Genomic DNA, 22,743 nt, shown 5'->3' with positions numbered 1-22,743 from the left:
CAAGACCCTCCCGGTCAGGCGGTCGCGACCTTCTCAACGATCATGTCGACGGCCTGGTCGGCGGTGATCCCGCCAGCATGGGCCTCGTAGGAGAGCACAAGCCTGTGGCGGAACACGTCGTGGACGATAGCCTGCACGTCATCCGGCGTTACAAAATCCCGGCCATTCATCCACGCATGTGCGCGTGAAACCTTGTCGAGGCCGATCACCCCGCGAGGGCTGACGCCGACCTGCACCCACTTCGCCAAATCCGCATCGATCTTGTCAGGATAGCGTGTCGCCATGACGAGCGCGACGATGTAGTCCTCGACAGCGCTGGAGACGGTGATGTTGGAGATTTCCCGTCGCGATGCGAGTACGACTTCGACCGCAAGTTTTTCCAACCCCGCGCTCTTGCCGTGCGTCTCCTTTTCTTCGGAGCGGACGAGTTCCATGATCGCCACTTCCGACTTGGCGTCAGGATAGTCGACGCGAATGTGCATGAGGAACCGGTCGAGCTGGGCCTCGGGCAACGGATAGGTACCTTCCTGCTCGATCGGGTTCTGCGTCGCCATGACGAGGAAGAGATCGGGCAGCGGATGGCTCTGGCCACCAACCGTCACTTGCCGCTCTTCCATCGCTTCAAGCAAAGCCGATTGCACCTTTGCCGGAGCGCGGTTGACTTCGTCCGCAAGAATGAGATTGGCGAAAATCGGCCCCTGCTGGAACTTGAACTGTCCCTTGCCGTCCTGAGTGTAATAGATTTCAGAACCGGTGATATCGGATGGTAGCAAATCGGGTGTGAACTGGATGCGTGACAGGTCCGCTTCAAGGTTCTTCGCCAGGCTCTTGATAGCGCGCGTCTTTGCCAGCCCGGGCAACCCCTCGACGAGCAGATGGCCATTGGCCAGCAGGCCGAGCAGCAGACGCTCGATCATCCCTTCCTGACCGATGATCGATTGGCCGATCTTCTTGCCAAGCGCTTGAATGTCATCTCGATTGCCCATTGCAATTTCCTTCTACAAAAACCGATTGCGCAAAGAGCTTTGTTTCCGGTGTGCGAGCGAAGCCGGGGAAGCGCAGATCAGGGAGAAGTTCCATCCGCCGAACCTTCGGCGGTCGTCTTCAAAACGAACACAAGGGCTTCTTTGCTCGGCGCATCATTCCATGCAGGCAAACTGTCCGACTGCGCGAACAGGCATATGGCGACCAGGAACGCCCGTCGGGTGGTTCGGAACATCCTCGACCCTTTTTTGTGACAAAGATGCGCGAGACGAGGCGCGCGGCATGGCGCGCCTCGTCGCCTTTGTTACTGGGCCTTGGATTTGGCCTCGTTCTCCTTGATCTTCGCTTCGACGTCTCGAGCGATCTGGTCGATCGAGAAGCTCGCAGGCTCTTGGCTCGGCGGATACTCGATGAACGTCTGCAGGAAGCCGGCGGCGTGCATCGTTATCTGCGCGATTTTGAAGTCGTTGCGGACGAGCCAGTCGAAGTACTGATCGGACACGATGTCGGCCCGTTCGAACGGGTCCATTCTCAGGTGGTACAGTTTGGGCACGCGTAGGGGTGTGAAGGGTTCCTGCCAGACTTGGAATCCGCCTGGATACTTCATCTCGACGAAGACCGCCTTCCAGTCACCCAATCGGTAGGCGACAAGGACGCCATCGTCGTTGAAGTAGGCAAAGTCGTTTCGGGGGCCCTTTGTCTCCTGCCCGGTCAGGTAAGGAAGCTGGTTATACCCGTCGAGATGAACCTTGTAGTTCTTGCCGCCGACGTCAGTACCCTTCAATAGGCGATCCTTTATGTCGGCGTCGCCTGCGGCCGCGAGAAGGGTCGGGAACCAGTCAAGGCCGGAGACCATCTGTCGGGATATCTGTCCGGGTTTGATTTTTCCCGGCCAGCGGACCATCGCCGGAACGCGGAATGCGCCCTCGAAGTTCGAGTCCTTTTCGTTTCGGAACGGAGATGTGGCGGCATCAGGCCAAGTAAAGCGGTTTGGCCCATTGTCCGTCGTGTACACGACGATCGTGTTATCGGTGACGCCCAGATCGTCGAGGGTCTTCAGCAGTTTCCCGACATCGCCGTCGTGTTCGATCATGCCGTCGGCGTAGTAGTTTCCAGGCATCCCACTTTGTCCGAGCATCTCGGGCCGCACGTGGGTGAAGAGATGCATGCGCGTGGTGTTCATCCACGTGAAGAATGGCTTGCCCTGCTGCACCTGCCTCTTCATGAAGTCGATGGCGGCGTCCGTGGTCTCGTCGTCGATGGTTTCCATGCGCTTCTTCGTTAGCGCGCCGGTGTCCTCGATCTTGCCGTCTGCGGAGGCTTTCAACACGCCGCGTGGCGAGTTCATCTTCGTGAAGGCCTCGTCGTCCTTCGGCCAGGTTGGATTCTCGGGTTCTTCCTCTGCGTTCAGGTGGTAGAGGTTGCCGAAGAACTCATCGAAGCCATGGTTGGTCGGAAGATATTCGTCCCGGTCGCCAAGATGGTTCTTGCCGAACTGCCCGGTGGCATAGCCCAAAGGCTTCAGCGCCTGTGCGATGGTAATATCACGGTCCTGGAGGCCAACAGTCGCGCCCGGCACGCCGACCTTGGAGAGGCCGGTTCTCTTGGGCGTTTGCCCGGTGATGAAGGAGGACCGTCCCGCCGTGCACGAGTTCTCCGCATAATAGTCGGTGAAGGTCACCCCTTCCTTGGCGATGCGGTCAATGTTGGGCGTTTCGATTCCCATCACACCCATAGAGTAGGCGCTGATGTTGGTCTGCCCGATGTCATCACCAAAGATGACGAGGATGTTGGGCTTTGCGGCATCCTGCGCGGCGGCGCTAGTGCCTTGGCTCACAAGACTGGAGACGAGAACCGTTCCAGCCAGTGCAATTGTCCTGAGATTGATCGTCATTCGTTGTGGATTGAATAAACTGCAACTGCAAATGGGGGCATTACGTCACTCCCTTGCGGCAAATATGTCATCAATTCACTAGGTTGCCAGTCAGCAACGCCCACGAGAGTATTGTCTAAACCAGCCGTTGCATAGCTCGAAAAATAGCCCCTCGATCACTTTCCAGCATTCCGGCGGCGAGCCAACATGCACTTCAACCGTCGAGATTGATGCAGTGCGGCATAGGTCGACCGCAAGGAAGTCAAACCTTTCTCGAGCTTAATCAGCGTGTCCGAAGCGCGGCTAGGCAAACCGTCGATGTGGGCCGACGGCGCAGAGTTCCGGTTCGGATCGAACACTTCTGTATGATTTGATATGGCCCTGAACTCGATCTCAACCGGATCGTCCTGCGTGACCTTGAGTATTCAGGGGGCCGACAGCGAAATGGCAGCCACTGATATACCGAAGACCATTAGCGGACCGGTAGCTCTCGGCCCCCATGCGGTCTCAACCTAGAACTCCTCGTGGCGCCGAGTGTCGATCGGCGCATCATCTCCTATCCGGGGAGCCGACGGTGAGGCGTTCCTCGATTCCATCTTACGGATCTTCGCTGTCAAAACTCGAATGAGGGTATTTGAGAGGCCGCTGTGATGGAATTCGGCAAAATCATGCCCACATCTTGTATATGGAGCTCTGAGCGTGAAACTCGCACGTTTGTCCATTTTCGCTGCGGTTCTGGTGGCCGCTGCGGCCCTTACTCTCTCTTCCTCGATCGGCGAGCAGAGCGGCCGGGCGACGGTGGCGTTGACCATCGATATCGATGGCGCCATCGGCCCGGCCAGTGCACGGCAGCTCAAGGAAGGCCTTGAGACTGCGGTCGCACGCAACGCCGAAGTTGTGATCTTGCAGATGAACACGCCAGGCGGGCTGGTCACATCGATGCGCGAGATGATCGCCGATATCTTGGCGTCGCCCATTCCTGTCATCGGTTATGTCGCGCCATCGGGCGGCCATGCGGCAAGTGCCGGCACCTACATCCTCTATGCAACCCATGTGGCGGCAATGGCGCCCGGCACCAATCTGGGTGCGGCAACGCCCGTCGAAATTGGCGGGATGCCGACCTTGCCCGATGGCGGCGACAAAAAAGACCAGAAAGCTGCGGCCGACCCGATGATGGCCAAGGTGACCAACGACGCGGTTGCCCTGATCCGCTCGCTCGCCGAATTGCGCGGGCGCAACGCCGACTGGGGCGAAAAGGCGGTGCGCGAGGCAGCCAGCCTGTCGGCCAACGCCGCATTGCAGGAGCATGTCATCGATCTCGTCGCACGCGACACGGCCGACCTGCTGCAGCAGGCCAATGGCCGCACCGTCGATGTGGCTGGCAAGAAGGAGGTGCTGGCAACCAAGGACCTGCCGGTCGAAACGGTAGAGCCCGGCTGGCTGATCCGGCTCTTGTCCATCATCACCAATCCCAACCTCGCCGTGATCTTGATACTGGTCGGCGTCTACGGCCTTGTCTTCGAGTTCTCGAGCCCCGGCCTGGTAGCACCGGGCGTCATCGGTACCACGGCATTGCTGCTTGGGCTTTATGCACTCGATCTTCTGCCGATAAACTACACCGGCCTGGCGCTGATGCTGCTCGGCATCGCCTTCCTCGTCATGGAAGCTTTCAATCCCACAGTGGTGCTCGGGCTGGCAGGCGTTGTCGCCTTTCTTCTGGGATCGGCGATGCTGCTCAAGGTGCAGGGTCCCGGCTTCGAAATATCGTGGATGCTGATCGGCACTGCGGCCGCATTGACGCTTGGTCTGGCGCTCTTGACCGGCAGCTATGTTTGGGCGGCGCGCCACAGGCCCTCACGCGTCGGTGCAAAGGCGATGAACGGCCTGCCGGTCGAGATCATCGACTGGTCGGGAAACGAAGGCCACGTCTTTGCCCAGGGCGAGCGCTGGCGAGCACGGGCCGATGAGCCACTCGCAATTGGCGACAGCGCCGAGGTGACCGGGATCAAGGACCTGGTGCTGACTGTTCGGCGGCGAAAAGCAGAGAAGCCAAACGATGGAGAACGGCAATGATCATCGGCTATATCACATATCTTATACTCGCGGTCGCCATCGTCCTGTTTCTCTCCGCCGCCATTCGCATCCTGAGGGAATACGAGCGTGGCGTCGTTTTCACACTCGGCCGCTTCACCGGGATTAAAGGGCCGGGCCTCGTCATCCTCATTCCCTTTGTCCAGCAGATGGTAAGGGTCGATCTCCGCGTGGTGGTGCAGGACGTGCCGCCGCAGGATGTGATTTCGCGCGACAACGTGTCGGTGAAGGTCAATGCGGTGCTCTATTTCCGCATCGTCGATCCCGAACGGGCGATCATCCGGGTCGAGGACTACATGGCCGCGACCAGCCAGCTGGCGCAGACGACGGTGCGTTCGGTGCTCGGCAAGCATGAACTCGACGAGATGCTGGCCGAACGCGACAGGCTCAACGCGGCCATCCAAGAGATTCTCGACCAGCAGACCGACGCCTGGGGGATCAAGGTGACCAATGTCGAGATCAAACATGTCGACCTCAACGAGAGCATGATCCGGGCGATTGCCAAGCAGGCCGAGGCCGAGCGTCTGCGCCGCGCCAAGGTGATCAATGCCGACGGCGAACAGCAGGCGGCGCAAAAGCTGGTCGAGGCCGGCAAGATGCTGGCCAAGGAGCCGCAGGCGATGCAGTTGCGCTATTTCGAGGCGCTGCACGACATCTCCGGAGAACGCTCGTCGACGGTGGTGTTTCCGCTGCCGATCGACCTGCTCGGCCTTTTCAACAAGACGCCTGGCGATGCGAAGTGAGTTCACTTACGACGTTTTTTGTAGGGCCTGACCTTCGTTGCGCGCTCGATGTCGACTTTCGGGCAGGGCATATGCGTGAGCAGGCAACCATTGCCTGATTCATGGCCTGCCCAACTGAAGAGGTCGTGACCGCGCCCCAAAGCGGACGATGGTAGGCCTACGGCTTGATCTGAATTTCCCCTGCGATCCGCTCGATCTCAAAATCGCTGATGAACACATCCAGGCGAACTTTCCAGACGCCGGGGAGTGGTAGCACAAGGTCCGAAACCCGCCACGTTCCATCTGTCTGCTTGCCTGCCTTGCGCTTGATTTGCTCCACGCCGGCTGAAGGATTGGCAAGAACGAACGTCACTTCCTTCGCATCCAGCGGGGAAAAGTCGGCATCCATGATGAAGGCCGAAGCGTCGACAGCCCCGACTTTGCCGGGGGCAATCGTTACTTCCGCCATTACCTTTTTTCCGTGGAGATGGACTGAAGCTGGCTGTGCGGCTGCAACGGCCAAGGTTCGTGGAGGCGGGGTAAATCGCCACACGGCTGCAACGCTGAATATCGTCAGGACTACCAGCGCTTCAATAACAACTGTCCGTACCAGAGTTCTGGCCGCGCGTTTGTCACCTGCCTCAGTGCGAGCGGTGAGCATCCATCGGTTGAACGCCGCCAGGGCGAAAAGAAGCGAGACGAGCGCGAGCTTGACAACAAACACGTTGCCGTAAGCCGTGTCTACCAGCGCTGAAGGGCTCTCAAGCTGAACGACTGCGAGCGCCATGCCGGTTCCGACGAGGACGGCAACGACGAAGGGGGCAAGCACGGAAAATCGGTGCAGGGCCTGTATACCGTTCACAGGATCGCCTTTAAGCACCTTTGCAAGCGGCAACAATGCTCCCACCCAAAGCGCAACGGTCAAGGCATGCAGGAAAACAGTCGGCCGCATAAGCCATTGCGGTTCGGCGGCACTGGCGTGACCGCTGAGCGACAGGGCCAGCGATCCGGTAACGAGGGCGATGAGGGATCCCACCCGTTTGAGGCGTGGATGAAGTGCGAGCGCGCCAAAGACCAATGCTGCAGCCATTGCAAGCACGGTCCTGCCGAAGCTTGTTGCCAGACCGGTTGACCAAACCAGAGGCTCCAAGAAGGCTGACAGCGGTCTGCCAAGCGCGTCCAAGCCTTGCAATCCGGCAGACAGCCCGACCCCCAAGAAACCTATTGCCAGCATTACCGCGTTGAACCGGCGCGCCACCAATGCGCTCCGGAGCAGCCAGTTGACGGCAAAGACGCCGCCAATGCCAAAGAACAGGCCGACGTACATGGCGATGCGGCCGGACCAGATCGCGGCACGAACCCGCCAATCGTTCGTTTCTGCGACCGGCGCGGACAAGCTCGGCGACCCAATCGAGAAGATGATAGAGCCGCCTACCGGATGACCGTCTTCGGATACGACGCGCCAGGAAAGCACGTGCGTCCCTGAAGGCAGACCAGGTGGTGTTGCGATCTCTACGGTCCGGTCCCGAAGGACGAACCGCGTGAGCTCTATTGGGGAACCGTCCGGCTGGATCAGCCTCAATGTCAGCGGCGAAACCGGCTCGCTGAACGACAGCGCAAGTTTTGCCGGAGCGACATCGACGACGGCACCGTCGGGCGGTTCTGTTGCCGTCAGCGAGGCGTGGGCCAAGGCCGTGGTCACCAGGAAGAGCAAGGTCAAAACAGCCATGGCTGCTCGACCGATGAGAGCAGATGTGATGATGCTGACCTTGCTCACTGCTGGTTCCGATCTGAAGGAGGAAGAGCCGGCGCAAAGCGCCGGCTATCGGTTCAATGTCCGGAGACCTTCTCTTGCAGCTTCAGCCCCGGAGCGGGCAGTTCGAGGTCATCGGAAGACTGACCGGCCGCAGGTATCTCAATCCAACGCTCGGCCATACCATCCGGGCACTCCTGCACGACGGGAAAATACAGTGTTTCCCCTGCTTTTAGATCGGGCGTCAGAAACACCCGAAACGCGAACTCGTCGTATTCGTCGTCGGCAAGGCTCCCGCCACTCCAGATCACTTCCTTCACCCCTTCGCTCGTCGGGGTGCCATAGTAGTCGTAGGTCTTGCCATAGGAACCCTTTACCTTCTCCAGTTTCCAGCCGTGTTTCGGTTGCGGCTTGATGGCAATTGCGCCATCCGGAATCTGAATGCGGACCGTCGTCGTCGGCTGGCCTTCGCAACCGTGCGGCACTTGCAGGATTGCCTTGTAGGTCGAGCCGACGGGTGCTTCCTTGACCTGCAAGGTGACGTGGGCCAGGGCCGCGCTGGTTCCGAGCGCCAGGATGGTTGCGGTGGCGATAAGCTTCTTGAACATTTGTTTCTCCATCTCGCCTGCTAGTTGCGCGGCGATGAATTGTTGGCGCAAGGCCTGATAGAATCCCGGCATCTCCGCCCGATACGGGCCAGGCGTGCATTCCGGATGGGTAGTGGGGATCGTCGAGCAGTCGCGAATGGACTTAGCTCAGTACGGAGGCGCTCTCGGGCTTCCCTGGAACTCGTCGAGCAGTTGGCGACGGGCAACATCACACTCCGCATTGACCTGTTCTCCAAGAACAGGAAATGGTCGGTCAACGGCATAGATCAGTTTGCCTGTGAGAGCGGCGGTTGCCGACGCGCCACAAGCAAGTGTGCAGCATTCTGGCTTTCCCGAGTGATGGCTGGGGGGAGCGGTCTCTTTCGCGCCGTGGTCAGAACCAGACACGCACAAGGGATTGCCGAAAGCATCCAATGGGAGTTGGCTGAATGCCGCATTGGCTCCTGCGGCAAACTGCAGAACAAGGATGCACGCCGCGACTAGCGCCAGCCAGATGCCCCTTTCAGTCCGCAGATGCTGCAACATCGATTGCTCCAATCGCAGCTTATTTATCACTGTGACCTTCGTTGGAACATGCTCTATCGCAAACTTCCTCGGGGAATAGGTTGGACGGGTCGTAGGATCAGTTCGCCGCCACGCGCCATCACGGTCGCACGCAACTCAAGATGAAGCGACGATACACGACAGTGCGGAGCTTGTTTCTGAAGTTTGCATTCCGTCGTTGAGCGCGAGCTATGGGAGCATGAGACTGCAGTTCGATGTTAGCAAACCCTGCGGCTGCCAGGATCGGAACCAGCATATCCGGTTGCAAGCCCTGCCCGAACGGAAGGGCCTTCATGATACGCCCATGGCGATCACTGAGCGCGCCATCATAGTTCCGGTCAGCGCCCACGAGCCGGTCAATTAACTCGATGGCCAGGGAAGCGACACGCCCAGCAGGCTTCGGCACGGCCCAATCGCCATCGAACACCAACAGGTGGCCGCCGGGTCGCAGCACACGGAACCACTCCTGGATCGCCTGCTCCGGCCGGGTCAATGTCCACACCAGGTGTCGGCACACGATGGCGTCGTAGGTTTCTTTTGGCTCCATTGTGTTTTCTGCATCCGCCAGTACGAAACGGAGCCGAGACTTTCCCGCATGCTTCCGACGGGCGACGGCAAGCATCGCCTCGGAGAAATCAAGCGCGGTGACATCGTGGCCGAGTTCATGGATCAACCGGGTCACCTCGCCGGTGCCGCAGGCAAGCTCCAGCACCCGAAGCGGCTCATCACCGAGTACAGACCGGATCGGTTGCTGCCAGGCCTTCGCTTCCGGCCCCGGCGCAATCCGGTGACCAAAGGCAAGGTCAAACGTTTCCGATCGTTTGGACCAATAGTCCCTGATCTCTTCCTTGAGATCGAAGTTGCTACCATCCATGCCTACCTCACAAGGTACTGGATATGAAAACGGTCATGGACCGCGGATTTAGCGACATGAGCACGGACGCCGAACACCTTACCGACCAGTTCCTCGGTCAAAACGTCTTCGGGTGCACCGCTTGCCACGACCTTCCCGTGTTGAAGCACGGCCAGACTGTCACAGAACATGGCCGCCAGATTGAGATCGTGAAGCGCAACGACGCAGGTCAGATCGAGCTTGGAGACGAGGGACAGTATTTCCAGTTGGTGCTGGATATCGAGGTGGTTGGTCGGCTCATCGAGTAGAAGCTCGCTCGGCGATTGCGCCAGAGCCCTGGCGATATGAGCGCGCTGACGCTCGCCACCGGAAAGCGTCTGCCAAAGTTGCCCCGCCCGGTCCTGCATTCCGACGCTGGAAAGCGCCCGTTGGACGGCTGCGTCATCTTGGACGTTCCAGGACGACCACGCACTGAGATGGGGTGTCCTTCCGAGGCGGACGACGTCCCTCACCGTCAACTGGGTTTCGGTTGTCGACTGCTGCTCTACGAAGGCGACGCGGCGCGCGAGTTCATGTCTTGAAATCGTTGAAACGTCGTCATTGCCGAGCCGGATGACGCCGCTCTGGACCTTTCTCAGCCGGGCAATCAGCCGCAGAAGACTGGACTTGCCGGAGCCGTTCGGCCCGAGCAAGCCGAGGACCTTTCCCTTTTCAATCGTGAGGGTGACGCCGTCGATGATAACTGCCTCGCCGGCGGCATAATTGACCTTGTCGATGCTGATGCTCATGCACTCCTCCGAGCGCGATAGAGAATGACCGCAAAGGCTGGCGCACCAAATAGGGCCGTGACCACGCCGATGGGGAGAATCTGTTGGGGTATGATGATCCTGGAAACGATATCCGCGGCGACCATGAAGATCGCCCCGCCGAGAGCGGACGCGGGAAGCAGTCGATGATGCGCCGGACCGACCAGAAAGCGCGCCGCGTGCGGTATGACCAGACCGACGAAGCCGACCGACCCGACCATGCTGACGACCGTCGCCGTCATTACAGCGGTCGCTCCGAGGAGAACGATCTGCACCCGCCTGACAGCAATGCCCAGCGAAGCGGCTGAATCCGTACCGAACGCAAATGCGTCCAACGACCGGGCGTGGGCCATGCACAAGACGAAACCGGCGATTGCCACCGGAACCGAAAGATAGACGTCCGGCCAGCGGACACCACTGAGAGAGCCGAGAAGCCAGAACAACACGCCTCTTGCCTGCTCCGCATTCGCCGACGTCGTCACGATGTACGACGTCAGCGCATTGAAAAGCTGCGACCCGGCAACACCGCACAGAATGATACGTTCGCTGGTGCCGCCGGCACCGGCAGCAAGCACCCCGACGAGCAGGAATGCCACGACCGCGCCGATGAAGGCACCGCTGGAAAGGCTGAGGACGCCGTAGCCGAAGCCAAGGATCATGACGCATACCGCTCCGGTCGAGGCTCCGGCGGAGATACCCAGAACATAGGGTTCAGCCAGCGGATTGCGGAGCAAGGCCTGGAGGATTGCGCCGCAGAGTGCAAGCGATGCGCCAGCACTTGCTGCAACGAGCGCACGGCTCAGTCGATAATCCCAGACCACGCCCTGGTGGATGCGGCTAAGCTCGAAGCCTGTACCAAAGACGCGGTTCGACACGGCTTTCGCCGCCGTTTCGATCGGGATGGATATTTCCCCGATCGAAACGGCAAGGCTGATTATCAGGCCCAAGAGCACGATCGCGCTGGCGGTGAGCGCCGAGAGCGCCCACCCCTTTTGCGACAATGCAGATGCACCCCTCACTGCGTCAGACCGAAGGACTTGATGCCGTTCGCCAATGTCTCGATCCCCTCGATCGTCCGGATCGTCGGATTCATCGACTGCGCGTCCATCATCACGAAACGCTTGTTCTTCACCGCGTCCAGCTGACCGGTGACCGCGTCATTTTCCAGGAACTCGAGCTTGACCTTCGGGTCATCGGCCGCGTAGCGCCGCCGATCCATGGTGGCGATGACGATGACGACGGGATTCGCGTCAGCAATCGTCTCCCAGCCGACGAGCGGCCATTCCTCCGCTGTCGTCACGACGTTCTGTGCCCCAAGTGACTTCAGGATGTAGGCCGGTGCGCTGTTCTTGCCGGCGATGAAGGCGTCTCCGCTCACCTCCTTGCTGGAGAACCAGAAGACGACCGGCAGCGCCTTTGCCGATGCTCCGGCAACGGAAGCGACGGCGGCGGCTTCACGCTGTTTGAGGTCGGCGACAAGCGCGTCACCGCGCTCTTTCACGTTGAAAATCTCCGAGAGCTCCGCGATTTCCTGATAGATCAGGTCCATCGTGAACAGTTCCTTGCGAACACCATCACCACCGTCGGTGTTGACCTTGGCAACGCAATCCGCGGGCGCGATATAGGTGTTGATCCCGAGTTCGGCGAACTGGTCGCGGCTGCCCACAGAGCCCTGCGCGCCGACATGCCACTCGAATTCGGCTGCAACCATGTCCGGCTCCTCGCCGACGACCGACTCGAAGCTCGGGTCGTTATCCGACAGACGTTTGATCTTGGCGTTGACCTCGGCGTATTGCGGCAACACGGGACCAACCCAGACAGCCGTCCCGGCGATCTTGTCGGCGAGGCCAAGCGAATAGAGGATTTCGGTCATGCCTTGGCCGATGGAGACGATCTTTGCGGGCGCTTTTTCGAACGTCACCGGCCGGCCGCAGTTGTTGACGGTCAATGGATATTGGGTCGCAGCGAGGCTCGGTGCGGCAAGGCCTAGCAGGCCGAATGCGAACGTCATACTGGTGAGAAACTGGCGCATGAAATATCTCGATCAGGAGGAAAAACAGCTAGCAACTCCATCGCCGCGCAACTCGCGAGCGGATGAAGACACAGGTACGCAGACGCTAGCGGCGGAAGGCCCAATCAAGGCGGATGAAAGTCGGAAAACGACGAAGCTTCAGGTCAATCATATCTGCTCCTTTCCGAGCATCCCCGCCCGGCTGATTGGATCGTGATTGACGGCAGGTCTCCTGGCTCACGGATGTTTGTCGGTGATCTGCCTTCCCGCGAAACGTCGCAGTGGCATGGCCAAATGGCCCGAGGATTACCGGCAATCCGCCTACAGTTGCGGGGGCAGCCACGGTCTTGGTCCCTCTTGGGTCGTCCTTACCGTGTTCCCTATTAATCCCCTCAGAGTCATCGTTGGGGAACCGTCACGCTCAGATATGCCCACCTGACATGCGTCGTCAAGGACTTGCTGTCACCCATATTGGCGACCGCTCGTGTCGGCTTAGGGCGATGGTTGGAACTCGTCCTGTCACATCGACACGGTCGCAATGGCCTCGCCGTCCGAGTAAGCGTTGGCGATGTCGGCCCAACGCGGCAGGAAACATATTGTGCAATACCCATTTGCTTTCTCCTCCGGCCACCATTGGCCTCAAGGAAAACGCGTACGCGATGGGTTCACAGACGTTGGGGGCCGATTGCTGACCGTCCGCCGCCACGACGCACAAGAGGGAAAGCGGACATCGCAGTTCTCACCGACGAGGTCTGAGTTCGAAGCATTGCGGACTTGGCAAATAGGCCCCGAAGGGTGGCCCGACAGTGCCGTTCGACCGTCGGGCCGTCATTCTCAGGCCAGGTTTACCCAGACAGATTTTGTCTGGGTGTATTGCGTCAACGCCTCGAGGCATTTGTCGCGGCCGTTGCCGGTTTGCTTGAAGCCGCCCCAGATGGACGTCATGTCGCCGTGGTCGAAGCAGTTGACCCAGACGACGCCCGCTTCGATGTCGCGGGCGAAGTTGTGAGCCTTGGCGATGTCACGGGTCCAGATCGAAGCGGCGAGGCCGTAAATCGAGTCATTGGCGATCTCGATTGCCTGGTCGACGCCATCAACGGGGATGACGGCGGCAACCGGCCCGAAGATTTCCTCGCGCGCGATCTGCATCGTGTTGTTGACCCCCGTGAACAGGGTCGGCTCGACATAGGCTCCCGATGGTGCGCCGGCGAAAGTGCCGCCGCCGAACTTGAGCGACGCGCCTTCCTTGCGGCCGATGTCGATATAGTTCAGCACTCGCTTCTGGTGCGAGGAGGTCACCAGCGGCCCGATCGTCGTCGACGGATCGAGCGGGTCGCCGAGTACGAAATTCTGCTGCGTCCGGGCAACGAAACGATCGACGAAATCGTCGTGGATGCTCTTCTGGACGAGAATGCGCGAGCCGGCGTTGCAGACCTCGCCCTGGTTGCCGTAGATGCCGTTGACCGCATAGGTCACGGCGGTGTCGAGATCGTCGTAGTCCTCGAGAATGATCTGGGGCGTCTTGCCGCCGCACTCGGTCGATACGCGCTTCATGTTCGACTGTCCGGCGTAGATCATCAGCAGCTTGCCGACCTCGGTCGAGCCGGTGAAGCCGATCTTGTCGACGTCATTGTGGAGCGCGAGCGCCTTGCCGGCCTCCTCGCCGAGGCCATGCACGACATTGAAGACACCGGGAGGGCCACCCGCCTCGATGAAGAGCTCCGCAAGGAGGTTGGCCGAGAGCGGGGATTGCTCGGCGGGCTTGAGAACGACCGAGTTTCCGGTTGCGAGCGCAGGTCCCAGCTTCCAGGCGGCCATCATCAACGGGTAGTTCCACGGGACGATCAGGCCGACGACGCCAAGAGGCTGCCGCAAGATATAGTGCAGCGCGCTGGACGCAGTGGAGGTCACGGCTCCCTCGATCTTGTCGATCGTCTCGGCGAAGAACTTCAGCGACATCACCGAGCCGGGGATATCGATGTTCATCATGTCCATGACGGGCTTGCCCATGTCGAGGCTATCGAGCACCGCGAATTCCTCGGCATTGCTTTCCACGAGCGCCGAGAATTTTTCGAGGACGGCCATGCGTGAGCGCGGGTCCATCCGCGACCAGGAGCCGGACTTGAACGCCTTGCGGGCGACGGCCACAGCCCGGTTGATTTCGGCCTGCCCGCCGCGCGCCACTTCGGTGATCGTGCTGCCCGTGGCGGGATTGATCGAGGGGAAGGTGCGGCCGTCGGCCGAGGCGACGTACTGGCCATCAATAAAGTGCTGCGTGCGGAACTTCAATGACGACGCCTTCGAGCGCCAGAAGTCGTGGGTATAGGTTGAGGCGTCCATGGTGTTCTCCCTGTTGGTCTGCGGCTAACGGCGGTCACGCAGAAGCGTGACCGAGAGGATGATGAGGATGAAGGAGGCGGCGACGATAAGTGAGCCGACCGCGTTGATCTCGGGCGTGATGCCCCGTCTCAAGGTGGAATAGATGTAGATCGGCAGGGTCACCTCGCGGCCCGTCAGGAAATAGGTCACCGGGATTTCGTCGAAGGACAGCGTGAAGCAGAGCAATGCCGAGCCGATGACGGAGCTGCGGATTGACGGCAGGGTGACCCGCCGGAAGGTCTCGACCGGCGTTGCCCCAAGGTCCGCGGAGGCTTCGAGCTGGCGACGGTTGAGTTTGGCAAGCCGAGCCATGACCTGCGAAACGACGACGCCGAGCAACGCGGTCGCGTGACCGATGACGACGGCTGTCAGGCTCTGCGGAATGCCGATCTGCTTGTAGAAGTTCAGCATCGCAATGCCGGTGACGAGGCCGGGCAGGCTCAGCGGAAGCAGGATCGCATTCTGGAACAGCCTCTTTCCGGGGAAGTCGTAGCGATCGAGGGCGAGGGCCGCGGTCACGCCGACGACGAGGCTGACGAGCGTTGCGCAGACCGCCACCACAAGACTGTTCCACAGCGCTCGCAGCATGCCCTCATTGGCAAGGAATGCCTCGTACCAGTGGAGCGTGAAGCCGGAAAGCGGAAAGGACGTCACCTTGCTGTCGTTGAACGAGAACAGGATGAGCATAGCGATTGGCAGGTAGAGGAACGCGAGCACGCCGAGGCTGACGCCCACCAATCCCTTCTGCCACCATCTCAAGGACTGCATCTCAGGCTCCTCAGGTCATGTTGATCCGGCCTGCCCGGTCGAGGCGGCTGGAAATCTGCAGGAGAACGAGAACCAGGATCAGTACCAGCGTGGCGAGCGCCGAACCGAGCGGCCAGTTGAGCGCCGCGCCGAACTGCGTCTGCAGCAGGTTGGCGACCATGGTGCCATCGGGACCTCCGACCAAGACCGGGGCGACGAAATCGCCGAAAGCCAGACAGAAGGTCATGGTCGATCCTGCGATGACGCCACCAAGCGAGAGCGGCAAAATGACCTGGATGAATGTCATGAACGGCCCGACGCCAAGGTCTTCCGAGGCTTCAATCAGCCGTTTCGGAATGTTGTCGAGCACCGTGTAAAGCGGCATCACCATGAACGGCACGAAGATATAGACGAGCGTGATGACCATGGCGGTCTGGTTGTAGAGGAAGATGTCGAGGGGCGCGTGGATGATGCCGAGCGACACGAGAAGCGAGTTCAGTGCCCCGTCGGTCCCGAGGATGATCTTCCAGGTGTAGGCGCGGAGCAGATAGGACACCCAGAGCGGAACGATGACGGACATGTAGAGCAGGTTCCTGAGCGATCCGGGCCTGACCGTAAAGGCGAGAAAATAGGCCAGTGGATAGCCGAGGAGCAGCGAGCCTGCGGTCACGAGAGCCGCGATCTTCAGCGTCCTCAGGATGACGGTCGTATATTGGGGGTCCGAGAAGAGCTGGGCGAAGTTGCCGAACTGGAAGTCCGGATAGAAGAGCGGAAACTGCCGGGTCCAGAAGCTGACCGAGATCATGATGCCGTAGGGCACGATCAGGAGCAGGATTACCCAGGCTAGCGGCAGGGAAAAGAGCGCGGCGAAACCAGGAAGGGAGCGTCTGTCTACCGTCATCCAGCATGCCCTCCGGTAAAGACGAGGATGTCCGAAGGCTCGACATAGAGATCAAGGTGGCTGCCGGTTTCCGTCTGACTTGAGGCGAGGACGGTCCGAGCCAACTCGGCAAAGATCGGCTTGTCGACCCCTCGCATCATGAGTTCCAGTTTCAGCCGGTCACCATGAAACAGCACTTCCTTGATCGTGAAGGATAGCCGGTTGGCGACTTCCGACCCGGATACGAGCAGCCGTTCTGGCCGGATGCCCAGCATCGCCCCGCTCGCGAGTGCCAACGACGGCTTTTGGGCCGAGCGAATGAGGGTGTCGCCCAGGCGATACATGGTGAAACCGCCGTCCGGCCCGGCCGGTGCCGCATCGAGCAGGTTGGCTGCGCCGATGAAGTCGGCGACGTAAGGCGTGGAAGGATTGTCGTAAAGTTCCGTCGGCGAGCCGATCTGGGCGATGCGCCCCTTGTTCATCACCACGATGCGATCCGACAGCGCGAGTGCCTCCGTCTGGTCGTGGGTGACCATGATGAAGGTGATCCCGAGTTCCCGGTGGAGGCGCTTGAGCTCGACCTGCATGCCTTCGCGAAGCTTCACATCGAGCGCCGATAGCGGCTCGTCGAGCAAGAGGACGCGAGGACGCCGTACGACGGCGCGCGCCATGGCGACGCGCTGACGCTGGCCGCCGGACAGTTCTTCCGGCCGGCGGTCAGCCATTCCTTCGAGACCGACCAGTTCCAAGGCTTCGGCCACGCGTGCCGCCTGCTCGGCTCTGGGCACATTGTTGGACTTTACGGATAGGCCATAGGCGATGTTCTGGGAAACGCTCATGTGGGGGAAGAGGGCGTAGTCCTGGAACACGGTGTTGACAGGGCGCAGGTAGGGCGGCCTCGATGTCACGTCCTCGCCGGATATGACGACGCGGCCCGCACTCGCCCTTTCGAAGCCACCGACGAGCCGCAACGTCGTCGTTTTGCCGCAGCCCGACGGGCCGAGGAGGGTGACGAACTCGCCTTCGCCCACCGACAGGTCGGTGGCGTGCAACGCGGTGAAATTGCCATAGGTCTTCGTGACGCCTTCAAGCGACACGATCGGTTTCGAAATCATGTGTTCCCCGAGTATTTTTTAGGTTTTGTATTCCGCGGGCTTAGGCGGATCGCCTCCACCCGCGGAAAGGGATTATGGCGCAGCTTTTACTGCGTTCCAAATCTCGAGGTACTTGTCGAGCCGCTTGGGCTGCTCCCACATCACTAGGCTCTTCACGAACTCGATGTTGCCGACCTGGCGGTCTTTCTTCATCTCGTCGTCCATGCAGCCGCCTACGGCGACCGGATTGACTGGGAAGTACCCGGTGGACTCCGCGAGGCCGCACTGACCTTCGGCCGACTGCATGAAGGACATAAACTTGTAGGCGCACTCTTCGTTCGGGGTGTCCTTGACCAGCATCATCGAATCCATCCAGCCCTCGGCCTTTTCCTTGGGCGTGAATTCCGTGACTTCAAACCCCTTCTTGAGGTTGTTGACGTCCTTCGAGGTCAGACCGGTCCAGGCGTTGGAAACGAAGACCTCCTGGTTCGCCATCAGCTCTGTCAGCTCTCCGGCCGAGGTCCAGTACTTGCGCACCAGCGGCTTCTGTTCGATCAGCTTCGCCTTCACGGCTTCCAGTTGTTCGTCGGTGAGATCGAAGGCATCCATGTAGCCGAGGTAGCGAGCGGTCCAGTAGATTGCCGACTTGTCGTCCCACATGGCGATCTTGCCCTTGTTTGCAGGATCGAACAGGACGCCGATCGAGTCGGGCGTGCTGGCGAACTTGTCGGGACGGTAGATCAACGAGACAGAGCCCCAGATCAGCGGGACGGCCCAGGTTTCCGCGTCTACGGCAATGTCGGAATGCTTCGCGAATTCGGGGTAGATACCGTCATGCCCGGTCACCTTGGCGGTGTCGATCGGAGACACGAACTCGGCGAGCCTCATCATCGGCACGGTGTCGAGGGAGGGAGTTATGATGTCGTACACGCCGCCGCCGGCGGCCAGCTTTGCGGCGAAGTCGTCGTTGGAGCCGACGAAGGAAGCCGTCACCTTGCAGCCGGATTCAGCTTCGAACTTGGAGATGAACTTTTCGGCGGTATAGCCCTCCCAGGTCAGGATGTTCAGCTCCGCAGCCGTCGCCGCAGCCGTCTGTCCGAACGCGGAAATCGCGGCAACGGTCGCGACCAGAATTCTCCTCAAATTGCTCATTGTCATTCCCCTTTTTTGATTGACGTCTATGATCTCCGCTTCGTCTTTCGGACGAGCGTCGCAATATCGATGCCGAGCGCCTTGGCGGCGCTTCGTTTGCTTCCATTCTCTGCGATGGACTTTTCCAGCACCCACGTCTCGAACTCCTGGACCAGGTCCTTGAAGTTTCCTGCGCGGCTGCCGATTGGGTGGGGCGGAGCCTGATTGACCGGCGACGCTGGCCGGGCGGACCCCGCACTCGGTCCGATGAAGTGTTCCGCTGACGCAAGCTCGCTCGCCGACGCCCCGGCGCGCTCCAGGATATTGATCAGCTCCCGGATGTTGCCGGGGTACTGATGGGCGTGCGCCAGCTCACGGAACTCACTGGAGAGCCGCAAGACTGGCTTCCTGCCCACGTTGAGTGCGGCGAGGTGGTGGTCAAGAAGCGTGTCGATGACCGCCGTGTCGCCGCGGAGAGGGGGGAGGTCGAAGGTCATTACCGCCACGCGGTAATAGAGGTCTCTTCTGAACAAGCCTTCTCCCATCAGCTCGTCCATGTCGGCGTTCGTTGCCGCTATGATCTGCAGTTTCGCGTGACGTCGTTGCGCCGACCCGACCCGGCTGAATGTCTGCGTCTCGAGGAAGGCCACGAGCATTGCCTGCGCGGACGGGCCGAGGTCGGTGATCTGGTCGAGAAAGAGGATGCCGCCGTCGGCAGCTTCCACGTAGCCGAGTTTCCCACGCGTCGAGGTGTCGAGCCGCGAGCCCGGCTCGATGCCGAACATCTCGGCCTCGAACTGCCCATCGGAAATCAATCCGCAGCGGACATGGACGAATGGCGGCGCGCCTGCATCGTTTGCCCTTCCGATGAGCCGGGCCATCTCCGTCTTTCCGGTTCCCGTTTCGCCTGTGAGCAGGACGCTCGCGCCACGTGCCAGGGCCGCTTCCGCACGTGTCGACAAGGCCACGGAATGCGGGGTTGAGAGGAACGAGGTCTTCGTCCGGGTTGACGTCTCGTCGAACCGGAAGTTCTCCGACCCATCGACCGGTCGGGAGGCCCGGTTGGCCTCGCGCATGGTCAAGAGCGCCCCATAAGCGCCCCCATCCTGCGTCCTGAGGATTGTAATGGCGGCCACCACCTGGCGCTGCGAATTGAGAGCACCGGTGACCTCTGTTCGCTTCAATTGCTGGAGGCCGGTCCAGAGCTTTGCCACCACTGGACCTGCGGTCTTCGCATGCTTTGCCAGGTCCGTGCCAACCAGGTCGCGTCGTCCCAGGTTCAACAGCATTTCGATCTTGGCATTGACCAGCTTGATGCGCCCGTCGGTGTCGAGAAGTGCGGCCCCGTCCGGGAGCGCCTCGAGGAAAGATGCGAATTGGGGATCGTCGATGAATCCGGGGCGGAGCCGGCGGGACGAAAGGTTGGTTATGTCGTTGGAATAGAACTTCATCAGAACGCCTCCTCGGTGAGGACACGCGGGCGGCGTTTGGTCTTGCGGCGCGCGGTCACGACATACCTGCGCACTTCGCCCTCCAGGCGGGAGGCATGAAACCTCCAGATGTCCTTGGTGCGGTCCGCCGAGATGACCGCGAGATCGCATTCGCCGTCTTCGTTCTCTGAGGCCGCCGAACGAAGTTTCTCTGCTGCGTTCCTGGTCTCCACGAAACGCTGAATGGGACGCCCGAGAATGTCCTCCGCCTCGTGCGCCCAGGCGGTCTGTGTCGCGGGATTTGCAGCAAGGATTGTTCCCTCTTCCGAGATCACGAGAATCGGATCGGGCGTTGCGCTCAGGATGTCCTGCATCGTGTCCGCTCGGTCGTTCAACCGCTGCTCCCGCTCCTTGAAAGGGCTGATGTCGCGCGTCGTGCCCCAAAGGCGGATCAGAAGGCCGTCCCGGATGGCGGCGCGGAAGTCGTTTTCGACGAACATTTCGCTGCCGTCGTGCCGTCGGTCGATGGCAGCGGCTCGGTCTAGCCGATAGTTCGCCCTGACCAGTTCTCTCACCATTTCGCGGTTGACTTCGGTGTCCGGAAAATAGCGAGCCACGGGCTGCATGTTGAAGTCCAGTTCCGGTGGCACCCTGTAGAGCCGAGCCATCGCATCGTTGCAGGCCCGCCACCGGCTCTGTTTCTTGAAAATGCTGTCGACGATCTCCTCTTCCGATAGCGATATGTCCACGGGCTCCAGGAATTCGATGCACCAGCATGCGTCGGTCGCAGCCCCGATCATCTGGGAAAGGATCTCCATCCGTTCCGAAAGCTCGATTCCGATGCCCAGCAAGGAGGCGGACAGCGCCTGCTTCACCACGGCGATACCCTGGCCCGGGTTGCGAACAACGGTCGCCACCATCGGGATTTCGCTGTAGGAGGGCGAGTTCACCCAGACGGGAAATGAGGGATCGGGGGGCGTTTCGCCCCTGGCTATCGCCTTGAGCATCTGCGCGGACGTGCTGCTGTAGATGCGCTCGAGCGCGATCGTCCCGCCCTTCTCGACGTCGACTTCAAGTTCTCTGGCTTCATGGGGGCTGACGGCATAGACACGGCCTTCCTCATCGATCCAGTCGATCATCAGGCCATCGGAACCAGTGGTGGTCAGTGGTGGTGTCTTCATTTCCATCCCTGCGGCGTTGATGCCCCGATGCCGCTTGTCGCCAATGCGCAGCAGTCGAGCCTTGGTGGGCGATGAAAACAAGCTGGAAACGGGCAGCGCAACGAAAATGTGCTTTGAAACCGACGTGTGTCGGCGCTACCGCATCAAAGTGATGCGGAATTGCGCACGCAAGCTGGCCGTCGTGCCGTGGGCTATAGGTGAGGTGCCTGGCAATGACCGATGTTGGCGCGAAGGCGACGAAACTCCCGCCAATACGATGTCCGCTTTAAGCTCAACCTCGACGACGGCGTCTGGGACTGGCTTGGCGGCGCGTTCCGAACGTGGCTGCGTCAGCGAAGCGGACGGACGGCGTTCAGGAATTTCATCGGGGGATGCGAACGGCCGAATCGCGCCCCGAACAGGACTTCGCTCGCCCGGCCCGAGGGGTCGAGCACACCGCGGAACGCGTTCCTGCGGCGCTGACGCAGGGTCGCCTGCAACGACAGATGCGCGTTTCCTCGGCATTGTTCCGCGGGCGGAAGCAGGAAGAGAGTCAGCGCGCGATCATAGAAAACATAGGCGCCCAGAACGGTGAGCGACTGATCGGCGTTCGAATGGGCCATGCGTTCGCAAAGCGCGACGGCCTCCTTCTATTCCGGCACCAGCGGGCACTCGGCCTCCTCAAGTGACAGCGGCAGCGGTTGGCCGCTTGATGTGATCCCGCTTTTAGTTCGCGCGAAGCGGAGCCATCGCCTTCTGGATGCTCGCGATCAGTGCATCCCGCTGCGCGGAAAGGTCCGCCGGCGACTGGCCGTTGGCTTCCTGGGTCACGCCGGCAACGAGCGTCTCTGCAATCGCAGCGTCGAGATGAAGGACGCCGAGATCGTCCCACCAGCGATTGAAACTGTCCGTATAGCGCTCGCAGAAAGCGGCAAGGCCGCCCTCGCCCGCACCGAGGTGGAAAAGCATGGTCGGCCCCATCGCGGCCCAGCGCAAGCCCGGTCCGGCCCACATCGCCTTATCGACGTCCTCGACGCTGGCGACGCCGGATTTCACGAGATGGATGGCTTCGCGCCAAACTGCCGCCTGGAGACGGTTTGCCACGTGGCCGGGCACCTCGCGGTTGACGCGGATCGTAACCTTGCCCACCGCATCGTAGAAGCGCTCGGCCGCCTCCACGACCCCATCCGCAGTTCGCTCGTTCCCCATAACTTCGACCAGCGGGATTAGGTGCGGCGGGTTGAAGGGATGGCCCAGCACAAACCTGCCGGGGTCCTTCCAGCCTGTCTGCATCTCGCTCAGCGTGAGCCCGGAGGCGGAAGTGGCCACGATGGCATCGGCGCTGAGTAAAGATTCGATTTCTGCATAGAGCGCGCGCTTGATCTCGATGCGCTCCGGGACATTCTCCTGAATGAACGACGCACCCTCGACGGCTTCAGCGGCCGATTTGCAGAAGCGAACGCGGTCGGGGCTGCCGCCCTTCACCAAACCGAGATCTTCAAGGGTAGGCCAGGCGCGACTTACATAGTCTCTGACGGTCTTCTCGGTTGTTGGAGAAATGTCGTGAACCGCCACGTCCCGTCCGGAAGCGAGGAAGAGAGCCGTCCAACTCGCACCGATAACACCAGCGCCCAGTACTGCAGTTTGCTTGAATTCGCTCATCAAAATAATCCAGGTT

General features: G+C 60.6%; 21 protein-coding genes and 1 riboswitch. Of the genes, 4 read left to right on the top strand and 17 right to left on the bottom strand.

Translation table 11 applies throughout. From position 1 onward, the window contains the following. Positions 1-14: 14 nt before the first annotated feature. Both J2Y48_RS22065 and J2Y48_RS22060 read right to left on the bottom strand, forming a co-directional pair. Complete coding sequence (locus tag J2Y48_RS22065) at positions 15-986, bottom strand: MoxR family ATPase (protein ID WP_310422639.1); 972 nt, start codon at positions 984-986, stop codon at positions 15-17. 302 nt (positions 987-1,288) lie between these two features. Beyond that, on the bottom strand, positions 1,289-2,878 hold the full coding sequence (locus J2Y48_RS22060) for an arylsulfatase (RefSeq protein ID WP_310422636.1): 1,590 nt from the start codon (positions 2,876-2,878) through the stop codon (positions 1,289-1,291). 678 nt (positions 2,879-3,556) lie between these two features. On the opposite strand from J2Y48_RS22060, the gene J2Y48_RS22055 reads away from it, so the two are divergent. Then, a complete protein-coding gene (locus tag J2Y48_RS22055) occupies positions 3,557-4,930 on the top strand; it encodes a nodulation protein NfeD (protein ID WP_310422633.1) in 1,374 nt (457 codons plus the stop codon). Continuing rightward, a complete protein-coding gene (locus J2Y48_RS22050) occupies positions 4,927-5,691 on the top strand; it encodes a slipin family protein (protein ID WP_310422629.1) in 765 nt (254 codons plus the stop codon). Before J2Y48_RS22055 ends, J2Y48_RS22050 begins: the two co-directional genes overlap by 4 nt. 157 nt (positions 5,692-5,848) lie before the next feature. Here J2Y48_RS22050 and J2Y48_RS22045 read toward each other — a convergent pair whose 3' ends face one another. The 7 genes from J2Y48_RS22045 to J2Y48_RS22015 all read right to left on the bottom strand — a co-directional run bounded on the left by J2Y48_RS22045 (position 5,849) and on the right by J2Y48_RS22015 (position 12,265). After that, on the bottom strand, positions 5,849-7,447 hold the full coding sequence (locus J2Y48_RS22045) for a copper resistance CopC/CopD family protein (RefSeq protein ID WP_310422625.1): 1,599 nt from the start codon (positions 7,445-7,447) through the stop codon (positions 5,849-5,851). Between the two features lie 53 nt (positions 7,448-7,500). Next, entirely contained in the window at positions 7,501-8,031 is a 531-nt protein-coding gene (locus J2Y48_RS22040; RefSeq protein WP_310422768.1) for a YcnI family protein, read from the bottom strand. 147 nt (positions 8,032-8,178) lie between these two features. Further along, positions 8,179-8,556: a hypothetical protein gene (locus J2Y48_RS22035; protein ID WP_310422623.1), complete on the bottom strand. Its 378-nt coding sequence runs from the start codon at positions 8,554-8,556 to the stop codon at positions 8,179-8,181. A 118-nt stretch (positions 8,557-8,674) separates the two neighbouring features. Further along, complete coding sequence (locus tag J2Y48_RS22030) at positions 8,675-9,448, bottom strand: class I SAM-dependent methyltransferase (protein WP_310422620.1); 774 nt, start codon at positions 9,446-9,448, stop codon at positions 8,675-8,677. 2 nt (positions 9,449-9,450) lie between these two features. Then, positions 9,451-10,215 (bottom strand): ABC transporter ATP-binding protein, encoded by a 765-nt coding sequence (locus J2Y48_RS22025; protein ID WP_310422618.1) that lies wholly within the window; start codon positions 10,213-10,215, stop codon positions 9,451-9,453. After that, positions 10,212-11,234 carry an iron ABC transporter permease gene (locus tag J2Y48_RS22020; RefSeq protein WP_310422614.1) on the bottom strand — a complete coding sequence of 341 codons (1,023 nt, stop codon included), beginning with the start codon at positions 11,232-11,234 and terminating at the stop codon, positions 10,212-10,214. The genes J2Y48_RS22025 and J2Y48_RS22020 overlap by 4 nt, the downstream gene beginning before the upstream one ends. Positions 11,235-11,248: 14 nt before the next feature. Then, on the bottom strand, positions 11,249-12,265 hold the full coding sequence (locus J2Y48_RS22015) for an ABC transporter substrate-binding protein (RefSeq protein WP_310422609.1): 1,017 nt from the start codon (positions 12,263-12,265) through the stop codon (positions 11,249-11,251). Between J2Y48_RS22015 and J2Y48_RS22010 the strand changes: the two genes are divergently transcribed. Then, positions 12,264-12,461, top strand: coding sequence for a hypothetical protein (locus tag J2Y48_RS22010; protein ID WP_310422606.1), 198 nt, complete (start codon positions 12,264-12,266; stop codon positions 12,459-12,461). The two genes, J2Y48_RS22015 and J2Y48_RS22010, sit on opposite strands and share 2 nt — an antisense overlap. After that, positions 12,449-12,676: riboswitch (cobalamin riboswitch) on the bottom strand. (Overlaps the previous gene by 13 nt.) A gap of 402 nt (positions 12,677-13,078) precedes the next feature. Here J2Y48_RS22010 and J2Y48_RS22005 read toward each other — a convergent pair. From J2Y48_RS22005 to J2Y48_RS21975, 7 genes are all read right to left on the bottom strand, one after another. Further along, positions 13,079-14,584 (bottom strand): aldehyde dehydrogenase, encoded by a 1,506-nt coding sequence (locus tag J2Y48_RS22005; protein WP_310422603.1) that lies wholly within the window; start codon positions 14,582-14,584, stop codon positions 13,079-13,081. 24 nt (positions 14,585-14,608) lie between these two features. Continuing rightward, positions 14,609-15,391 (bottom strand): ABC transporter permease, encoded by a 783-nt coding sequence (locus J2Y48_RS22000; protein ID WP_310422599.1) that lies wholly within the window; start codon positions 15,389-15,391, stop codon positions 14,609-14,611. Positions 15,392-15,401: 10 nt separating this feature from the next. After that, complete coding sequence (locus J2Y48_RS21995) at positions 15,402-16,271, bottom strand: ABC transporter permease (protein ID WP_310422596.1); 870 nt, start codon at positions 16,269-16,271, stop codon at positions 15,402-15,404. Next, a complete protein-coding gene (locus J2Y48_RS21990) occupies positions 16,268-17,365 on the bottom strand; it encodes an ABC transporter ATP-binding protein (RefSeq protein ID WP_310422592.1) in 1,098 nt (365 codons plus the stop codon). Before J2Y48_RS21990 ends, J2Y48_RS21995 begins: the two co-directional genes overlap by 4 nt. Positions 17,366-17,437: 72 nt before the next feature. After that, complete coding sequence (locus J2Y48_RS21985) at positions 17,438-18,496, bottom strand: extracellular solute-binding protein (protein WP_310422590.1); 1,059 nt, start codon at positions 18,494-18,496, stop codon at positions 17,438-17,440. 26 nt (positions 18,497-18,522) lie between these two features. Next, on the bottom strand, positions 18,523-19,926 hold the full coding sequence (locus J2Y48_RS21980; RefSeq protein ID WP_310422587.1) for a sigma 54-interacting transcriptional regulator: 1,404 nt from the start codon (positions 19,924-19,926) through the stop codon (positions 18,523-18,525). Further along, positions 19,926-21,086, bottom strand: coding sequence for a PAS domain-containing protein (locus J2Y48_RS21975; protein ID WP_310422584.1), 1,161 nt, complete (start codon positions 21,084-21,086; stop codon positions 19,926-19,928). The genes J2Y48_RS21980 and J2Y48_RS21975 overlap by 1 nt, the downstream gene beginning before the upstream one ends. 371 nt (positions 21,087-21,457) lie before the next feature. Here J2Y48_RS21975 and J2Y48_RS21970 point away from each other — a divergent pair, with 371 nt between their 5' ends. Next, positions 21,458-21,754, top strand: coding sequence for a hypothetical protein (locus J2Y48_RS21970; protein ID WP_310422581.1), 297 nt, complete (start codon positions 21,458-21,460; stop codon positions 21,752-21,754). Between the two features lie 37 nt (positions 21,755-21,791). On the opposite strand, the gene J2Y48_RS21965 is transcribed toward J2Y48_RS21970, so the two are convergent. Then, on the bottom strand, positions 21,792-22,727 hold the full coding sequence (locus tag J2Y48_RS21965; protein WP_310422578.1) for a 3-hydroxyacyl-CoA dehydrogenase NAD-binding domain-containing protein: 936 nt from the start codon (positions 22,725-22,727) through the stop codon (positions 21,792-21,794). Positions 22,728-22,743 lie beyond the last annotated feature (16 nt).

The sequence above is a fragment of the Mycoplana sp. BE70 genome (assembly GCF_031455855.1).
GTDB lineage: Bacteria > Pseudomonadota > Alphaproteobacteria > Rhizobiales > Rhizobiaceae > Mycoplana.
Note: the sequence above shows the minus strand (reverse complement) of the source record. Positions and strands in the feature narration are given on the sequence as shown.